12 protein-coding genes are annotated in these 19,058 nt (G+C 38.3%); 7 read left to right on the top strand and 5 right to left on the bottom strand.

Annotated features, from left to right (window positions below; all coding sequences use genetic code 11):
* The first annotated feature begins 38 nt into the window (after nucleotides 1-38).
* The 4 genes from CLI64_RS21665 (at nucleotide 39) to CLI64_RS21650 (ending at nucleotide 6,527) form a co-directional block, all read left to right on the top strand.
* Complete coding sequence (locus CLI64_RS21665) at nucleotides 39-1,823, top strand: ABC transporter ATP-binding protein/permease (RefSeq protein ID WP_103139153.1); 1,785 nt, start codon at nucleotides 39-41, stop codon at nucleotides 1,821-1,823.
* 27 nt (nucleotides 1,824-1,850) lie between these two features.
* Entirely contained in the window at nucleotides 1,851-3,530 is a 1,680-nt protein-coding gene (locus CLI64_RS21660; protein ID WP_103139152.1) for a GUN4 domain-containing protein, read from the top strand.
* Nucleotides 3,531-3,592: 62 nt separating this feature from the next.
* The gene (locus CLI64_RS21655) at nucleotides 3,593-4,015 is read left to right on the top strand and encodes a hypothetical protein (protein WP_103139151.1); all 423 of its coding nucleotides are present in this window, start codon (nucleotides 3,593-3,595) and stop codon (nucleotides 4,013-4,015) included.
* Between the two features lie 520 nt (nucleotides 4,016-4,535).
* Nucleotides 4,536-6,527, top strand: a complete 1,992-nt coding sequence (locus tag CLI64_RS21650) for a patatin-like phospholipase family protein (protein ID WP_103139150.1) — start codon at nucleotides 4,536-4,538, stop codon at nucleotides 6,525-6,527.
* A 165-nt stretch (nucleotides 6,528-6,692) separates the two neighbouring features.
* Here CLI64_RS21650 and CLI64_RS21645 read toward each other — a convergent pair whose 3' ends face one another.
* The 4 genes from CLI64_RS21645 to CLI64_RS21630 all read right to left on the bottom strand — a co-directional run bounded on the left by CLI64_RS21645 (nucleotide 6,693) and on the right by CLI64_RS21630 (nucleotide 14,604).
* A complete protein-coding gene (locus tag CLI64_RS21645) occupies nucleotides 6,693-10,235 on the bottom strand; it encodes an AAA-like domain-containing protein (protein ID WP_103139149.1) in 3,543 nt (1,180 codons plus the stop codon).
* 636 nt (nucleotides 10,236-10,871) lie between these two features.
* On the bottom strand, nucleotides 10,872-12,272 hold the full coding sequence (locus CLI64_RS21640) for an AAA-like domain-containing protein (RefSeq protein WP_103140826.1): 1,401 nt from the start codon (nucleotides 12,270-12,272) through the stop codon (nucleotides 10,872-10,874).
* Nucleotides 12,273-13,219: 947 nt separating this feature from the next.
* Complete coding sequence (locus CLI64_RS21635; protein WP_103139148.1) at nucleotides 13,220-13,756, bottom strand: peroxiredoxin; 537 nt, start codon at nucleotides 13,754-13,756, stop codon at nucleotides 13,220-13,222.
* Nucleotides 13,757-13,992: 236 nt separating this feature from the next.
* Complete coding sequence (locus tag CLI64_RS21630; protein ID WP_103139147.1) at nucleotides 13,993-14,604, bottom strand: peroxiredoxin; 612 nt, start codon at nucleotides 14,602-14,604, stop codon at nucleotides 13,993-13,995.
* A gap of 140 nt (nucleotides 14,605-14,744) precedes the next feature.
* Here CLI64_RS21630 and CLI64_RS21625 point away from each other — a divergent pair, with 140 nt between their 5' ends.
* Nucleotides 14,745-16,814: an amylo-alpha-1,6-glucosidase gene (locus CLI64_RS21625; protein WP_103139146.1), complete on the top strand. Its 2,070-nt coding sequence runs from the start codon at nucleotides 14,745-14,747 to the stop codon at nucleotides 16,812-16,814.
* A 191-nt stretch (nucleotides 16,815-17,005) separates the two neighbouring features.
* Nucleotides 17,006-17,203, top strand: a complete 198-nt coding sequence (locus CLI64_RS21620; RefSeq protein WP_103139145.1) for a hypothetical protein — start codon at nucleotides 17,006-17,008, stop codon at nucleotides 17,201-17,203.
* A gap of 166 nt (nucleotides 17,204-17,369) precedes the next feature.
* Here the strand turns inward: CLI64_RS21620 and CLI64_RS21615 are convergent, their stop codons facing one another.
* Nucleotides 17,370-18,149 (bottom strand): glucosamine-6-phosphate deaminase, encoded by a 780-nt coding sequence (locus tag CLI64_RS21615; RefSeq protein ID WP_103139144.1) that lies wholly within the window; start codon nucleotides 18,147-18,149, stop codon nucleotides 17,370-17,372.
* A gap of 209 nt (nucleotides 18,150-18,358) precedes the next feature.
* Here CLI64_RS21615 and CLI64_RS21610 point away from each other — a divergent pair, with 209 nt between their 5' ends.
* Nucleotides 18,359-19,048: an HAD family phosphatase gene (locus CLI64_RS21610; protein ID WP_103139143.1), complete on the top strand. Its 690-nt coding sequence runs from the start codon at nucleotides 18,359-18,361 to the stop codon at nucleotides 19,046-19,048.
* Nucleotides 19,049-19,058: the final 10 nt, after the last annotated feature.

Here is a 19,058-nt window from a genome sequence, read left to right as displayed (position 1 = left end):
AACTCTCAACAATCATGGCATTGATATACATTTGAAATATGCAAACTCGAATTGCTAATCAGCAAGCACCAATCAATCCTTTTTCTACTCTCTTACAACTTTGGCGGGATTTAAAATTAGTTGCTGGCCCCTATTGGTATCCGACAGAAGTAGGAACAAGGGCATTTTCTGAAGTGATTCACTCCTGGGGAATGTTTCTGTTTTTGCTCATATTAATCATTTCTGTTGTAGGTGTCAATACTGTTAGTAGTTTTTGGAATCGTTATGTTTTTGATATCGTCATTGAAGAGAGAAATCTAGAAAAGTATCTCAATACTATCTGGATATCTATCCTTTTTATTGTCGTTACTGTCCTGCTCAGTGCATTTTCTAAATATATCAAAAAGAAAATTGCTATAGATTGGTACAAGTGGTTAAATAATCATATTTTAACGAAATATTTTAGCAATCAAGCCTACTATAAAATCAATTTTAAGTCTAATATTGCTAACCCAGACCAACGCATAGCCCAGGAAATTGAACCTATTACAATTAATGCTATCAGATTTTCCACGACCTTCTTAGAAAAGTTCATGGATATGATTGCTGCTTTAATTATTCTCTGGACAATTTCTCAGCAAATTACCATATACCTGGTAATTTATACAATCGTCGGGAATTTTGTGGCGGTTTTTTTAAGCCAAGAATTAGCAAAAATTAATCGAGAAGAATTAGCATTTAAAGCTGACTTTAATTATTGCTTGACTCATGTAAGAAACCACGCCGAATCAATAGCTTTTTTTCAGGGGGAGACAGAAGAAATCAATATTATTCAGCGCAGGTTTGATAATGTCTTGAAAAATGCCGAACGCAGACTGAATTGGGAAAGAGGTCAAGATATTTTTAATAGTGCTTATCAGTCTGCAATTAGTATTTTTTCTATGTTTATTCTCACCCCATTATTCATTCAGGATAAAATTAATTATGGAGAAATTAGTCAAGCTACCTTCTGTAGCTTTATGTTTTCTAATGCTTTAGGCGTATTAATTGCAGAATTTGGCAATTCAGGCAGATTTTCTAGTTACGTCCAGCGTTTAGCCGAGTTTTCGGATGCGTTAGCGTTAGTGAGTCAAAAACCTGAGAATGTCAGCACTATTAGAGTGTTAGAAGAACCGCGTTTAGCGTTTGAGGATATCACCTTAAACACACCCAATTATGAACAAGTCATAGTTAAAGACTTGTCATTAGCAGTTCCACCAGGGGAAGGGTTGTTAATTGTTGGTTCTAGTGGAAGGGGTAAAAGTTCTCTGTTGAGAGCGATCGCCGGTTTGTGGAATGCGGGAACTGGTAGGTTAGTTAGACCAGCCTTAAAAGAAATGTTATTTCTGCCCCAACGTCCTTATATCATCTTGGGGACTCTGCGCGAACAGCTACTTTATCCACACACAGATAGGAAAATGAGCGATCGCGAACTAGAAGCCATCCTCCACAAAGTTAATCTGCAAAACTTACTTACCCGTGTGAAAAGTTTTGACACAGAAGTAAATTGGGAAAATATCCTATCTTTGGGAGAACAGCAACGTTTAGCTTTTGCAAGATTATTAATCGCCCAACCTAGCTTCACGATCTTAGATGAAGCAACGAGTGCTTTAGATTTAAAAAATGAACAAAGTTTGTATGAGCAATTACAAGCTACAAACAAAACTTTCATTAGCGTGGGACACAGAGAAAGTTTGTTTAATTATCATCAATGGGTTTTAGAACTTACAGACAATTATCATTGGCGACTCGTCCCTGTGGAGGAGTACCGACAGCAGAAATCAGTTTCTCTTGCTATATCTTAAACTCCATCACTTTAGCAAATCACCATCATGCTGACTCAAAACCAAAAAAGATTTATTACCTACAAGAAAGTTAAAATTTACGAAAGCACTTACCAATTACCTGTACTGAAAAATCACGCTGTTAAAATATTTCAAAAAAAAATTAGAGAACGCCAAACATCTATTAAGGAAGGTGTTCGTTATGATAACTTTGGTGGGATAATTAAACGGAAAAAAGCAATTAATCAGGGAGAAATTTTAGCAGAAATTCAGCTATTTATTACAGATTATAATTATATCATTGATTTCCTCGAAAACTATCAAGATAGTTATCACGATTTTTTATTGAGCCTGATGGCTAATCTCAAGAAATTATTTCAAGAGAAATATTTAGAAATCAAAAGATTAGAAGACACTAGAAGTAAATTAGAACTGAAAAATCATCAGAATCCTAAAATATTACACGAACTTCAGTGGGAAAAAAAAGAAAATTACAAAGCGGTTATTGTATTGAGTAATGCTTATTTATTAACCTTAGATAAAATTAAAGTCATTAGTAGCGGCATTAGTAAACTAGCAGAGGATACGAAAAATCAAAGGAAAGTTGTCCAGCAAATAGTTAAAGATTTAGCAGTTTATCAAGAAATTTACGAATATCAGCAAAAAGCCCATAAAATTCGGCAAGAAATTGCTAAGATTGCCTACAACGCTATTAATTTTGAAGATTCTATCCAAGGATACTTTAGTCCCTTTCAATCCTTAATAGATGAAGTCGTCAAAGTGGACGAATATTTTTATGCAACTGTCGGAGACATTAAAAATCTTGGTGATAATATTTTAAAGTACCAGTCAAATTCATTAGAAATTGAGGAAAATAATTCGGTAGCTGCCAATTTCATCGATTTGATGGTAAAAATTTATGAAAAAAATGCCAGATTAAAAGATGCTTTGACTCAATCTCAATTATTAGACTGGCAAACCCATAATTTCGATATTAGCAAAGATGGGGTATTTTTAGAGCAAGGCATCGATTTAATCTCTAATTACGTATCTCAGGAACTCACCGATCAAATCCAAATCCTTGACCAAGCAGAAGTTAATTTTGTCTCTCCACCCTCTTTATCTGCTGTGGAAGCAACAGGATTAATAGAACTGACAAATAATCATCCTCCTGGTAAGCAAGAATTTATTATTAATCAAGACGTTAATTATACTCTATTGCGTGATTTGCTAGCAAAGCACAAATGGCAAGAAGCTGATATTGAAACAGCAAAATTAATGTTAAAAGTTATGAAAAAAAATTATTGGGATGAAGTTTATCAAGAAGATATTGAAAACTTCCCTTGTCAAGTTCTCCAGATTCTTGATCAACTGTGGGAACAATACAGTTATGGTTATTTTGGCTTTAGAATTCAGCAGACTATCTGGAGTGAAATGGGTGGTCAAGTAGATTATGAAACAGAAAAAAAACTGGGCGATCGCTTAGGATGGCGAAAAGATGGAAATTGGTTAGACTATGAACAACTAACCTTTCAACTATCCCCAATGACACCAATGGGACATCTACCAGCAAAATGGTTAAACTATGAACCACAAAGTCCAAAACTTATACCACAATCATCATCAGATACCCTTTCAATGGCTGCTTGGCGAGTCAAGTCTTGGTTAGTTTGGCAAATGCACTTATTTTTTTCTCGTGTCAAAAAATGTTATGAAAATTCTTTATAAATCAAATGAAAATTTTAGTTAATTTTGTGTCTTCTAACATTAACTTTATTTAATTTTTTAAAATGGATAGTAGTAAACATTCTGATATTGAAATCGAGGTTTTACTCATCGGTAAGTGGCGTTTTAATACGTCTTTAGAAAAAGTCACTATTGAATTTAAAGATGATATGACTTATGAGGAAATTAAGATTCAAACATCTTTGTTCTATAAAGCTCAGGAACTAATAACAGGTAACAAATTTACTGGAGTGTGGTACGTCACTAACAAGAAACTACACTTAAATGTGAAAGCCATGCCAAAATCAGTGCTTAATTTTAAAATACCCCTGGCTTTTAAAATTTCCATTGCTGATGCAATAGCTTCAATCAACTCTGTTTTTACACCAGAAATTTATGATGTTATGAGAATCAATAATTCGCAATTTCTCATTAAATATCAAGATGAATCTATCATTGGTGCTAAAATCAATCCTGCTAGGCGTTAAGTTAATACCATAATTAAGTATAGCGGGGTAAGTAATTAAAAGAGAACTTTAGTTATCTCTACGAGACGCTCCGCGAACAAAACAGGACTAAAGTCCTTACTACGAACTAAATTTATAGGATTCCTACTTAATTTCTGAATAGACACTTAGTAGCGTGGCAAGCCTTAAATGCTGCATTAAAAAATCGATTTTATCTGCGTTTATCCGCGTTTATCTGCGTTTTTATCAAATTTAATGCACGATTTTAGCCTTGCCACGCCACTAGGAATAAAACCAGATTCCTATAAATGTCTTAACTGTCTTATATTCAGTTTAAATTTCTTCTTATCTATCTTTAAATAGCTTAACTGTCTTGTCACTTCGTTAAGCCTTTTTGATTAACTTATCTAACAGATAATATTTAATAGAATCCTTGTAATTATATTGGATTTATTTTTAAATTAAGGTGTAAAATTTAACCAATTGACGAATATTTAATACTTCCCGTGCTTGCACTTAAATAATTGGAGATTAAAAAATCGTGACAAATCAAGGAGTTGAGCAATCAGTTCTGACATTTGATGGTCAAGATGATTATATAGATTTTGGTAGAAATGACCTTGGTGGTGTTTTTGCTGAGGGAAGTTCAGCCTTGACAATTTCAGGATGGATCAACCCACACAAACTTACAAATAAAGCTACCACATACGGGGCGCGCAATGTATTTTTTGCCCGTTCTTCAGACAGATACAGTGATAATTTTGAATTCGGTATTAGTGAAGCAGGTAATTTAGACATCTATATTGATGAAAATGCTAGCAAATTTGTCAGAACAATTGGTAATAGAGAATTAACGATTAACCAATGGCATTTTTTCGCTATTGTTTTTAATCAAGGTCAGTTGACTGTATATCTTGATGATCATGAATATGTTGATGCGTTTCAAGGGACAGCTTTAAATAAAGCGACAAGTCCCATTACTTTGGGTGCGACTTTACATAATCGCATATATTTCACAGGGCAATTAGCTTGTATTAGTGTTTGGAATTATGCCTGTAATCAAGCAGAAATTCAAACCCATCGAGCCGGAATAATAGTTGGCGATGAAGCTGGATTAGTAGCTTATTGGAAGTTAGATGAAGGCGGAGGGAAAACTGTCAAAAATCATCTAGGAGACTCCTATCATGGAACTTTGCGCGGTAGTCCTATTTGGGGTTTAGCAAGCATTCCATTTGTAGTCCCATCATCCCCAGAAAGGGAACCTCAAACTGAAACAGCAATTAGTTCTCCCGCAGATATTCCCACTCCCGCAACGACTGTATTAGTAACGCCACAAGAAGAACAACAACCCACAGCAACAGCTAACGCAGAAACCGCAACCAGCCAAACTCTCATCAATTTCACATCCGAGGAAACAGAAAGCCAACCCGTATCAACACCACAACCACAGGAGTCACCAACAACCATGAATACAACAACTCATCCCAAATATAAAATTCTGGCTATTGATGGGGGTGGAATTCGCGGTATTATTCCTGCTATCCTGCTCGCAGAAATTGAAAAACGTACACAAAAGCCGATATTTAGTTTATTTGATTTAATTTCTGGGACTTCCAGTGGCGGAATTTTAGCACTAGGACTCACTAAACCTCAAGTTAATATCAATGAATCTGATCACTCACCCCTAGCTGCACATACGGCGGAGGATTTGTTAGAACTATTTGTAGAGTATGGTGTGGAAATCTTTTATGAGCCATTATTTGAGAAAATACTTGGCCCCATTGAAGATATATTTCTACAACCAAAATATGCTTCTAGTAGTAGAGAAGAAATTTTAAAACAGTATTTCGGTGATGCGCTACTAGAAAATAATCTCAAAGAAGTTTTCGTCACTAGTTACGATATTGAACAACGGATTCCCATATTTTTTACGAACAAACCGGAAAAACAACAGATAGAATCTAAGAAATTTCGCAATTTATCTAGAGGTTTTTCGCTTTTAGATGCAGCCTTAGCTACTAGTTCGACTCCCACTTATTTTCCTCCCCATCGGATTGTAACTTCTCACAATACTAACGGCTTTTATAATTTAGTTGATGGGGGTGTGTTTGCGAATAATCCAGCCCATTTGGCTATTTTAGAAGCGCAAATGAGTAGTAAGCGATTAGAAAATAGAGTGCTGAATTTAGAAGATATTTTAGTAGTTTCTTTAGGTACAGGTTCATTAACAAGTGCCTACCCCTATAGTGAAGTCAAAAACTGGGGATTATTACAATGGGGTAGACCTCTGTTAAATATAGTGTTTGATGGTGGTAGTGAAGTGGTAGCAGGACAATTAGAAAGGTTGTTTGCACCTAGTCAGCCAGACGCTAAAACTAGTTATTACCGATTTCAAACATTTTTAGATGCGGAATTAGAAGAAATAGATAACACCACACTACAAAATGTTCGTCAGCTACAAGCTACAGCTCACCAGATGATTGCTCAAAATAGCCAGATGATTGAAGAGTTGTGTAGTTTGTTGTTGGAATAGGGACTTATCAATTCAAAATTCAAAATTCAAAATTCAAAATTCAAAATTCAAAATTCAAAATTTAAGAATAACTAGGGACTGGGGACTGGGTAAGAAATTCTACCTTGTCTACCTTGTCTACCTTGTCTCCCCTGCTCCCTACCCCCTGCTCCCTTGCCTATAAAGCTACTGGCCGTTTTGACAAAGGGAGCGATCGCCTTCTTCCACTGTTATATTAGTTCTCAGATAATCGTCTACCAGAGCGCAACCATCAGCTAGGGCATTGAGTTTGAGAATAGCAGGCAAATTCCAAATAATTAAGGTGTTATCATCACCCCCAGAGGCTACAAAAGTACCATCACGGCTGACGGCAATTTTGCGAATGGCGGCGGTATGACCCCGAAGCGTGGTAATTTCTGTACCATCTAGTCGCCAAAGTTTGATGGTAGCATCCACACTCCCAGAGGCTATCATTTTACCATCTGGACTAAACCCTACACCCCAGACTGCGGCGGTGTGACCGATGAATGTTTGCAATAACTTTCCATCTACTGTCCATAACTTGACAGTATTGTCACCACTACCTGTGGCTACCATTTTACTGTCAGGACTAAAGGCAACTCTCCACACACTAGCGGAATGTCCCCTCAAGGTGGCGAGTAATTTACCTTCTATTGTCCAAACTTTAGCTGTACCATCAGCACTGGCTGAAGCTAGCATTTTTCCATCAGGACTAAAGACAACCTGCCAAACTTCGGCTTGATGTCCTTGGAGAATGCGCGATTTTGGTTGATCACGTTGCCATATTTGAGCGATTTTTTCGACATTAGCAATCGCGATCGCTTGACCATTGGGACTGATAGCGGCATCTGTGATTTTACCATTGGTGTCTTTGTAATTAGCAACAGAACTACCATTTCGCCGTCGGATTTTCACTGTAGCGTCATCTGCAAACAATGCCACTAACTGACCATCTTCACTAAATGAAATATCGAAAATTACACTTTTTTCCGTCAATGTTTGCAGTAATTTGCCTTGACGACTCCAAAATTTCGCAACGTTTTCGTGGCTGGCTGTCGCAATGCTAGAACTGTCGGCAGTAATATCAATTGACCACATTCCCGCACTATGGGCAATTACACTGGTTTGAAAGGGATTTTGACTTTGCCAGAGTCGGACGAGATTTTCTGCACCCGCCGAAGCAATAAACCTACCATCACGGCTAACACTCACTCCCCAAACGGAAGCGTTATGTCCTCTGAGTGTCCTGAGTTCTGTACCGTCGATATCCCACAACTTCATCGTTTTATCGAGACTAGCAGAAACAATAGTTTGACCGTCGGGACTAAATGCCACTCCTACAATTCCCGCCGTATGACCTTGCAGAGTTTTATCTAGGCGATAGTTACCATCTTGGCGGTTACGTCGCCACAGTTTTACTGTTTTATCTTCGCTGGCGGAAGCTAGGGTTTGACCGTCGGGACTAAATGCTACTCCTTGAACCCAAGCTTGATGACCTAAGAGAACTTGCAGGAGTTGGGAGTTTTGCCAGCCTGTGGTGTCTCGTTGCCAAAGTTTTACCGTTCCATCTAGATTGGCGGCTGCAATAGTTTTACCATCGGGACTAAATGCTACTCCCCAAAAGCCCCATTTGTAGCCTGCAAATGTTTTCAGGAGTTTACCATCTTGCTGCCACAGTCTGACTGTGCGATCCCAACCAGTAGAGACTAAAAATTGACCATCGGGACTAAAGGCGACTCCCCAAACGGAAGCAGTGTGACCTTTAAAGCTGCGAGTCACCAGCCACTGTGCGTCTGTATCTCCCCGCTTCCAGAGTTTCACAGTACCATCTTCACTGGCTGAGGCGAGAAACTGGCCATCAGGACTAAATTTAACTGCTCTAACTGCGCCTTGATGATCTTTGAGAGTCGCCACAGCTGTACCATCACGCCGCCAAAGTCTGATAGTTTTATCCATACTGGCTGAAGCGATCAAACTACTATCAGGACTGATATCTACTGCCATGACAGCTGCTGTGTGGCCGGCAAACCGATTGTATTCATCTGCACCATAAACTGCCTGTTGTAAGACATCTTTGACTTGATGTTCAATTTTGGCATTGGGTGCTTCTAGTTTTTCGAGTCTTTTTTGGGCTTTGATTGCGGCTACCAGGGAATCTAACCTGCGATTAGAGGCAAACATCCCTTCGGATGCGGAGATTAAGGCGCGAATTTCGCTAGTTTTAGCTTGAACTTCGCTTTTTTGGGATTGGCGATACAAAATATAAATGCCAATAGCCAAAGCGATAGAAGTGACTAACTTAATCAACATTCCAATGAGCAGCCATCTTTGGAATTGAGCAGTTTTTTTTTCCTTTGCTAGTCTCACTGCTGCTTCTTTGGCCTGTGCTGCTTCCATTGCTGTTTGGTTTGTCAGTTGCTCATATTCTTGACTCGCACTGAGAAACCGATAATCTAAATCACTGAGACTTTTTCCCAGTGACCAGTTTTGAGCATCTTTGAGAGCCTTTCCCCGCAATAACCGTGACTCATCTTTATAACCTGATGCTACCCAAGCATTAAAAATTTGTGAGTAAGGACGCAGATTATCTAATTGTCTAGTTACCCATAAAGCATCGAAAACGTACTGATAAATGGGATTTTTGATTTTGAGATAGCCATTGTGTTTTTCTACTAAACCAGATAGTAATAGTTCTGTTTGTTCTCGACTGTCGTTGATGGCTACAGGTAGACTTCCCATCTCGGCTTGTAATATCTGCTGATAAATCCCCAATAACCTCCCAGCTCGTTGTTCATCAAAGAGGAGGCGATCGCGAATTGTCCGCAAATGTTCTGGTTCGTCTTTGGCTTCCCAGTGCTGGATAATGTACTTTTGTACTAGCTGCTCTACCCAATAGCCGGCTGTCGCTGGTGGTAAATCAATTTTTTTGTGGGGTGCTTGCCAAGCAGTTTGGACAACTAATTGACAAAGTTTTTGAGTTAAAAAAGGTTGTCCACCAGTCCAGGCAATAATTTTTTCTAATACTGCCTGCGGTTGACTGATGACAGGTTCTAAACCTTGCAGTAAAGGTGTGGCTTCATCTACTTTGAAACCGTATAACTGAATTGCTGTCCCAATATTAAAAGGTGTGCGCCGTTTATCGGTAATTAAATCAGATGGACTCACTACCCCAAAGATGGCAAAACTTAAGCGTTGAAATTTGACATCATGCGCTCTTTGATTATAGCAGTGACGAATCCAAGCAAAAAAATCACTTGTAGAAAAACTCAAGCTTAATAAGCTATCAATCTCATCAATGAAGATAAAGATACGCTGGCTTTGTTGCTGAGATAGGACGATTTCTTCTAAAAACTGATTGAGTTTTTGAATGGGGGAAAGACCTGTTTGCATTTCCCACCATTCCTTGAAATTGACTTTTTCAGCTAAATTAAAGCCATAAAAAAGACTGATAATAATTCCCTTGTACCATTGTTCAGTAGTTGTATCTTCACTACCTAAGCGCGTCACATCTATGTAAACACAACTATATCCTTCTTTGGTCAAAAGCTCTCTAGTGCGATGTAATAGAGAAGATTTTCCCATTTGGCGGGAATTAAAGACGTAACAAAAATCACCAGCTTTGAGGCTGGTATAGAGTTCTTTATCTGCCTGACGAATAACATAGCTAGGATCATCACTATGAAGACTGCCGCCAACTTGGTATTTCATGTTACTTGAGGCATTTTAAATAGGAGAGAAATTTCACCCTTGAGAACAAGTAATATCTCCCCAGCATATCACCATCAAATATTTTTTTTGCCGTTGCTTGGTCATTTTGGCAAAATTACTTAAATGTTCTAAATGTCTTATTTAGTTATTATTTAACCCAATTTTTTTTCTAATTGTCCTATCTGTCGTTGTGTTTTATATAGATTATCTATATGATTAGCTGCTAGCATTATCTAGCCTTTTTGTTACCTAACCTTATTGTCAAAAATTGCTATTGAATCAACTAATTTTCCTCAATATCCCCATTTTTTTAAAAAGGGTAAATTTGATGTATCACTTTCAATAAATATATAGCATTTAGAATTACTTACACGTCGAATTACCCTCCCTTGAAAAAGGAGGGAACTAGAATCAAATTCCTATTTCCTTGTGAGCAGAAATTTGTATGCCCAACAAAGTAAAAGTTATGATGTTGAGTGTATTTTGGAAACAAGAATTTTTTAGGAAAAAGCTAAGGCTTTCAAACTCCTATAGTGCGATTTTATTGGGTAATGTAGAGTAGCCAAAAATCCATCATGAAACTAGGAAGTTTGATGAATGAGTACAAATGACTGATACTGACAAATCACTGAATTGTTAGCTCAGATTCACATAAGACAAACTTTGTAAACCCAGTGTGGATATTTGTCTAGCAAAATAGGTGCGATATAATTCACAACGAGGTAAAACGCGATCGCCTTCAAAAGTAATTAATCCTAAACTCTCTAGTTTGTAAGTGTCCATAGGATCAAGGACTACACCTTGTTTCGTTGATACTAGTTCTGTGTAGGTTCTGATCAGATGCGGATTAGCTTGTAGTTTGATCCAGTGGCATTGTAAATGATGACGGTATATACCACCGTTGGCGATCGCATCTTTAATTAACTCTGTTAAACTCATAGTCCCAGAACTGAGATAATACAAGGCTAGCTGTATCAGGGCTGGATGACCACCAATCAGAGACATTAACTGTAAAGATTCTTTCCCCACACCCCACTTTAACCCATATCTTCTGGCTAATTCTTCTACTTGTTGATGAGTAAATTCATTGAGTCGAATCGGCAATCCAATATTAAATGGAGAATGGTTAATATCTAGAGAAACATACTTTTCTGTTGAGTAAACCACGACTAGACGCAAATTTTGCCATAGCCGATTTTGTCGTGCTTCCTCACACCAGGAACGTAATAAAGCAAAAAACTCTTGAGCTATATGAGGGTATGCAAAAAAGTGATCAACTTCACTCAATACCAAAACTATCGGATTGTTAATCTGCTTGAGAATATAATTTTGCAAGTAAAAGCTACAAACTAGTTTATATCCTACTTCTTCATCCCATTTATTATCAATATTGGGTTCAATCCCTAATTTTGTCGCAATTTGATGACAAAGACAACGCAACAATTTATTCAAGTTGGTTAAACATTGATCATCAATTTGGGAACAACTTAAATTAACTGTGTGATATCCTTGTGTTTCGGCAAAATCTAAAAGCCGCAGTACCAAAGATGTTTTCCCCATCTGTCTAGGGGAACGAATCCGAATGACGCAACCAGGTTGAGTGACTTCACGGTAAATTAACTCTTCTACCGGTGGACGTTCAATATATAAGGTGGAATTTAACGGGACTGGGCCATCTGGATATGACCATGTAGATAAACGTTCTGTTTCTAGATACGAACTATCTGATAGAAAATCCAGAGACTCTATTTCATTGTCTTCTTGGATAAAGATGTAGTCTTCTTTTTGTAAATCTAAGTTGAAAGCATTAAAACATAATTTCAGGGTTTTTTGATCTACACCTTTATTTGCAGACCATAATCGGCTGAGAGTTTTAGCAGAAAGATTTGTCTGCTGTGATAGTTGATCAAGTGTGATGCGATCGCCATGATTTTCTAATATCTCCCAAGATAGCATTGCATCTTTTAATCTTTGCAATCCTCTGGGAGATAAAATCACACCCCGTCTTCTCTTTGTCTTAATTTGTTTTAAAGTCATAGGTTTTGTCACAAAAGTTTGTTTGACAACAAAATCTACTTGGTGTAGCATAATATTACACCAGTAATCTAAGGAACACGAATTCGTAAATACTGATAGTTAATATCAATATTTTGATATTCACTTTGATCTGAACTTTAGCCAATATTTGCAGGACAATATCTGCACAAAGTTGGCTACCATCCAGCAAAGCCAAGTGCAGTGTTTCAGAGAATTTATCGCCAAATCAGTAAAATACCCAAATTTGAGAAAAGCTTAAATCCTAAGCTTAATCAAGACTAAAACCTAGAAATAATCTACATTTGAGCCGCATTTAACCTTATTTAGCCACAAATTTTCCGCTTCATTGTAATTCACTTATTTTCAATTTACTTTAGTTACTTTGTTAAGATTGTTAACTCTTCATGAAGTTATCTATACCAGCTATAGATATTCTCCATAAATCAAGCTACTGCATATTAACACCATAGTAAACACTTAAGGTAAGTAAAGTGCATTTTGACACTTATGTCAAGCCAGTATTACTTATCATCTTGATGCTGTTTTTTCTATGGAAATTCCGTGATTTCCGAAGATTACACGGATGCGATCGCTGGTATGAAGATGTAGTCTTTAAAATTTAGTTCACCAGTGTGGCACGAAAAAGCGTTTCCGAATCAGCTTTAAGACCTCCTTTGCCGCTAGAAGGTATACACAACTGTTTAGTCTAGTTGAGTTGATGTCTTTAATAAATCTGTATTTATACTGGGTTTGTTAAATGAGTGGATACTGAAATCAATCCCAGAAACCGATATTTCAGGATTTTTAGCGCGTGGAGTGGCTGGAAAATCAACTCAAGGGATTGCTCTTACAAGCTAATCAGTAGGGGGAAAGGGGTTTTCTCTTGAAAAATACGGTGATGCAGAGGTATAGGATTGTACGAGAAGAAACAGTGTTTTCCCTAAATCTTAATCAAATTGTGATAGTAACGTTTCTACGGTAGCGTTATGGTCTAGGAAGGAAAATAAATGTTTGTAGCGGAGTTTGCCATTTTTATCTAAGACAAATTGAGCAGGTAGAGGTGCGCCTAAAGCTTGTCCTACTCGATAGGTGCGAAATACTCGGCAACTAGAATCACTCAGTAATGGCATTTTTAAGCCTAAATCTCTCACAACTATTTGACTTTGTTTTTCATCGGTACTAGTAATTAGTAAAACTTCTATATCACGCTGTTGAAATTGCTCATAATTTTCGTTTAAAGCTTTGATGTGAGGAAAACAAAATGGGCAGTATTGTTTTTCTGTAAAAATTCTGGTAAACGCTAATAAGACGGGTTGTTTACCTCGATAATCCGATAGTTTAACCAGCTTTCCATTCGTAATGTCTGGTAATTGAAAATCTGGTGTTCCAATTTCCAGTCTCAATTCGTTACTAGCTGGAATCGGGAGAAAATTCCGCAAAAAGCGTTCATTAAATAAGCCACTAAAATCTGTTGATGTCAGCATAGGAAATTCAAAATACCCTACGGGAAGCAAGCTACAAAATTATAAAACCACAGATCAACACTCCATCTAACACTGATTTTATATCTCGTGTATATGTGTGTTCATCTGTGGTATGGATGATTTTTGAGTTTTAGTTTCTACAACCGCTAAAGCCAGCGTCATCGCTTTTAGTTCTTGATTTCAGATTGAGATGATTAACAGAATCCAAAATCTAAAATCTAAAATTATGATGCTGATTAAACGGCAGAGAAGTAAACTTTGGACTTGACTGGATCAGGGTTCATGGTTTTATCACCAGGTTGCCAACCCGCAGGGCAAACTTCATCTGGGTGAGACTGCACATACTGAATTGCTTGCAATGTCCGCAATGTTTCATCAACGCTACGACCAAAAGCGAGGTTGTTAATGGTAGCGTGTTGAATGATACCATCTTTGTCAATGATATATAGACCACGCAAAGCAATACCTGCTGCTGGGTCTAATACGTTGTAAGCGGCACTAATTTCTTTTTTAATGTCGGAAACTAGGGGATAGTTGAGGTCGCCAACACCGCCAGACTTGCGATCTGTTTGAATCCAAGCTAGGTGAGAGAATTCACTATCAACGGAAACACCCAGAACTTCAGTGTTAAGTTTACTAAATTCTTCGTAGCGATCGCTAAATGCTGTGATCTCAGTGGGGCAAACAAAGGTAAAGTCTAGGGGGTAGAAGAACAGAACAACATACTTTCCACGATAGTCGGAAAGTTTGATTGTTTTGAATTCCTGATCCGCTACAGCTGTTGCGGTAAAATCGGGAGCTTGTTGACCAACGCGGAGGCTTCCTTCTATTCCGTAAGTGATGGACATTTACTATTATCTCCTTCAACTTATATCCGTTTACTAGCGTTGGAGTTGGGGTCAGGTAAATCTTACCCATCCACGCTTGCTCACAGTTTGATTACGATCTGTTACGACTATATCATAGTCATAACGATTTTGAGTAGCAAATGGTTGATTTAGATACAAGAGAATGGTTATTAACCAATGGCTTAGGTAGTTTTGCCAGTGGTACTGTTGCGGATGTCCGCACCCGAACTTATCACGGTTGGCTATTTGCGGCGACAAATCCACCGAATGGGCGAACCCTATTGTTCTCCCACCTAGAAGCTAGCCTGGAAGTCTCAAAAAAAGTTGTGCCACTAGGGACAAATATTTGGGGTACAGGTAATATCGAGCCAACTGGCTACAAACTGCTGCACTCCTTCGATATTAACCCCGTTCCTAAATGGATTTGGGGGGAACAAGATTGGCAACTGAGTAGACAATTAATTATGCCTTATGGGTTAGAAACTAGCCACAATAGCGGAAATCTTCAAGACTCTTTAGTTAGTCATCGCCTGTTAATTCAATATCGCTATGAAGGTAGAGAAACCGCGATTTTAAGGCTGAGATTGCTGATTGCCGATCGCAATTTTCATAGTCAACAGACTCAGAGTTCCGACTTACAATTTTCACAGTTACTCGGTTATCGGCAAATCTACTTACAAGCCATGAGTAATGATGGCTTTGGTACACCTTGGCGATTGCGCTGGACACAGGGGGAATATCGAGCAGATCCCGTATGGTACTGGAATTACGAATTTCCCGAAGAGACACAACGAGGACTAGGCGATCGCGAAGACCTGTTTAGCCCAGGTTATCTAACAGTAATTCTCAAACCAGGAGATGCCGTCACCCTAGAAGCTCGTATAGGTTTCCCTGAACAATCAATAGATTCCCTAACCCCGGACACCTTTGCAGAAGCAGTAGAAGCAGAACAGGAGCGACTATCCCAGATTGGCAGTTGGGAATCTGGGATAAAGGGACAAGGTGGACAAGCAAAAAATTATACCTTGTCTCCCTTGTCTCCTCTGTTTCCCCCTAGTACCAAAACTTGGCAACAATTACTCAAAGCCAGTGATCAATTTATTGTTTATCGGGCTTCCATTGCAAACCCTACGGTGATGGCTGGTTATCACTGGTTTAATGATTGGGGAAGAGATACCTTAATTGCTTTACCTGGGTTAACCTTAGTAACTGGACGTTTTGAGTTAGCCAAAAATCTCCTGCAAACTTTTGGGCGTTATTGTCGTCATGGTCTTATCCCCAATACTTTCCCAGATACAGACACTGAGCCAGCATACAATTGTATTGATGCAGCTTTGTGGTGGATTGAAACTCTAGGACTTTATCTCGAAGCTACCCAAGACTGGCAATTTTTAGCTGCACAGTTTTCCGTAGTACAGCAAATTCATAAAGCATTTATCGGTGGTACACGTTATAACATCCAAGTAGATGCGACAGATGGGCTATTGGGTTGGGATGCACCAGGAGTAGCCTTGACTTGGATGGACGCTGTAGTCGAGGGACAACCCATCACACCCCGTTCCGGTAAACCCGTTGAAATCAATGCCTTATGGTATTCAGCTTTATGCTGGATGAGTCAATGGGCAGAACACTTAAGCCAACTAGAAACAGGCGATAAAGTACGTTTAGCCAATCAAGGTAAGCGTTATGCCCAACAAGCACAACAAGTAAAAACTTCTCTACAAAAATTCTGGAATCCACAACTAGGTTATTTATACGACACCATCGACTTTGACGATCGCCGCAACGCCCAAATTCGTCCTAATGCAGTATTAGCAGTGTCCTTACATCATTGTGGGTTTTTACCATCCCAAGGCCGTCAAATATTAGAATTAGCCACTGATCGCTTGTTAACACCTTATGGTCTTCGCAGTCTTGACCCAGCAGATCCAGAATATATTGGTAGATGTTTCGGTAATAGTCAGAAACGCGATCGCGCTTACCATCAAGGCACTGTTTGGACTTGGTTAATTGGTGCTTTTATTCGTGGTTGGCAACGTTTTCTCCCAGAACAACCAATACCTTTTAGTTGGCAACCTTTGTTAGATCACCTATGGCATGATGCTTGTATTGGTTCTATTTCCGAAATTTTTGATGGCGAACCACCACATTATCCCAGAGGTGCAGTAGCACAAGCTTGGTCAATAGCCGAAGTCATGCGACATATCTGAAAAGAGAAAAAATTAACAGTAAAATAATAGTTTTTCAGATATCTCTTCTATCTTTAGTAAGAGATGAATCATCTCTAGAATATTTCCCAAGTGACAAATTAAACTCTCTAGAAGTATGAAGTTTTTATTTTTATTCTCACAGAAAATTAATTGGGTATAGGAGATATATTTTGCAATGTTGAAGTGCTGTTATGTTCTCCATTGGAGATTACGTACTAAATCAAAAAACGGGGCATTTAGGTAAAGTAGTTGGTTACGGCAATTCACTAGCCAATAATGTTGATATAACTACCTTAAGAGTTATTGTAACTGAAACTGCTAATTCACAAAAGCAAGTTTTCATAGTAGAAGACGAAGTATCAAGATGGGTGCGGTGGTCTGTGGTGTAGGCTTTTTGTAGTAGAGATTTAGGATGAGTAATGAGTGCTGAGTGCTGAGTGCTGTTAGCGGTAGCGCGGCGTTTAGCCGGTGCTGAGTTTTGTTAGCAGTAGCGTGTCGTTTAGTCGGTGCTGACTAATGACTAATGACTAATGACTAATGACTAATGACTAATGACTAATGACTAATGACTAACCCCGCAGAATTAGCGTCTAAAAATAAAGTTGCTTGTGATTGTTGACGCAAAATAGACGCAGGACAATCTGTACTAATTGAACCAGACAACATTCTTTTTACTATTTGGGCTTTGCGTTGTTCTGGTGCGAGACAAAGGATTTTTTGAGCAGAACAAATCAAAGGTAAGGTGACAGTAAAAGCATACTGAGGCACATTATCTAGATGGGGAAATTGTCCTGTATTTACTTGTTGTTGACGATTAGCCGCGTCTAATTTGACTATTTTGACACTGTAAGGATCTTGAAAGTTAGCTACAGAAGGATCATTAAAAGCTAAGTGTCCATTTTCACCTATGCCCAGACAACATAGGTTAATAGGTTGTGCTTGGAGTAGTTTGGTGTAGCGATCGCATTCTGTCAATGGCTCTAAAGTATCACCTGCAATATAGTGAAATTGGTGGGGAGATACCCGCTTTTCTACTCGTTCTCGCATATAGTGCCGAAAACTTGCAGGATGATCTGCATTAATGCCTAAATATTCATCTAGATGAAATAAAGTAATTCTTGACCAGTCTACACCACCTAAACCAATCAAAGCCTCTAAAAATTTCAGTTGAGAATTACCTGTTGCTAATAAAACCGCAGCCTTTTCCTGATATTGGAGAACTGACTGTAAATGCTTTTGGGCAATCATGGCCACATCTTGAGCCATATCTGACTCCGATTGGTAAACCTGTACTGCCAGGCGATCGACATGAAAAACTTTTGTGGTGGCTATCATTTGCTGTCAGTAGAATGGTGGCGATAATTATCAGCAGAAATCATCCGATTTTAGTTTTTAGCTACAGATTTTGGATTAAAAGCCTAGATTCATAAGCTATTGCAAAATCTCTCAACAATACTACCTGTCCCAAGTCAGCGCGCAATACACCTAAAACAATGTAAACTGTTGATGTTAAATTAACAATTATTTACATTGAACCCCAAATTATGCTTGCTGCAATTCTTTTTGATTTAGACGGCACTATTGTGAACACTGACCCCATACACTACCAAGTATGGCGAAAAATGTTGTTAAATTATGGCATTGCAATTGATGAAGCATTTTATAAATCTAGAATTAGTGGGCGATTAAATCCAGAAATTATCGAGGATATTTTGCCAAATTTATCACCAGCAGCAAGTCAAGAGTTTGCTGATGAAAAAGAAGCAATATTTCGTCAACTTGCTTACCATCTTAAACCATTGCCTGGCTTTACTGAACTAGTAGATTGGACAAAGACACATCAATTAAAACGAGCTTTAGTTACAAATGCCCCTAGAGCAAATGTAGAGTTTATGCTAGAGCTTTTAAACATCAAAAATATTTTTCATACAATTGTCATTGCAGAAGACTGCACAGCCGCAAAACCCGAACCAATACCCTATCAAGTGGCTTTAGAGCAGTTGGGAATTGCCGCAGAACAAGCTTATGCTTTAGAGGATTCCCCTTCAGGTATTCGTGCAGCAGTGGCGGCTGGTATTCGTACTATTGGTATTGCTTCTACCCATGATCCTCAAGAATTGCAAAAATTTGGTGCATTTATGGCAATTCCAGACTTTACCGATTTGCAGCTATGGAAATTATTAAATTCAACCTTAGAGACAGTCACTTTCTTGACAAAGGGTATAGGGGTATAAGGGTATAGGG

Source organism: Nostoc sp. CENA543 (assembly GCF_002896875.1).
In the GTDB taxonomy this organism is placed as follows: Bacteria; Cyanobacteriota; Cyanobacteriia; order Cyanobacteriales; family Nostocaceae; genus Trichormus.
Note: the sequence above shows the minus strand (reverse complement) of the source record. Positions and strands in the feature narration are given on the sequence as shown.

Excerpts from the sequence above, each read along its gene's own strand:
- CLI64_RS21615 (WP_103139144.1), bottom strand. The coding sequence starts at position 18,149 with ATGATAGCCACCACAAAAGTTTTTCATGTCGATCGCCTGGCAGTACAG.
- CLI64_RS21630 (WP_103139147.1), bottom strand. The coding sequence starts at position 14,604 with ATGTCCATCACTTACGGAATAGAAGGAAGCCTCCGCGTTGGTCAACAA.
- CLI64_RS21645 (WP_103139149.1), bottom strand. The coding sequence starts at position 10,235 with ATGAAATACCAAGTTGGCGGCAGTCTTCATAGTGATGATCCTAGCTAT.
- CLI64_RS21610 (WP_103139143.1), top strand. The coding sequence starts at position 18,359 with ATGCTTGCTGCAATTCTTTTTGATTTAGACGGCACTATTGTGAACACT.
- CLI64_RS21625 (WP_103139146.1), top strand. The coding sequence starts at position 14,745 with ATGGTTGATTTAGATACAAGAGAATGGTTATTAACCAATGGCTTAGGT.
- CLI64_RS21635 (WP_103139148.1), bottom strand. The coding sequence starts at position 13,756 with ATGCTGACATCAACAGATTTTAGTGGCTTATTTAATGAACGCTTTTTG.
- CLI64_RS21620 (WP_103139145.1), top strand. The coding sequence starts at position 17,006 with ATGTTCTCCATTGGAGATTACGTACTAAATCAAAAAACGGGGCATTTA.
- CLI64_RS21640 (WP_103140826.1), bottom strand. The coding sequence starts at position 12,272 with ATGACTTTAAAACAAATTAAGACAAAGAGAAGACGGGGTGTGATTTTA.
- CLI64_RS21655 (WP_103139151.1), top strand. The coding sequence starts at position 3,593 with ATGGATAGTAGTAAACATTCTGATATTGAAATCGAGGTTTTACTCATC.
- CLI64_RS21660 (WP_103139152.1), top strand. The coding sequence starts at position 1,851 with ATGCTGACTCAAAACCAAAAAAGATTTATTACCTACAAGAAAGTTAAA.
- CLI64_RS21665 (WP_103139153.1), top strand. The coding sequence starts at position 39 with ATGCAAACTCGAATTGCTAATCAGCAAGCACCAATCAATCCTTTTTCT.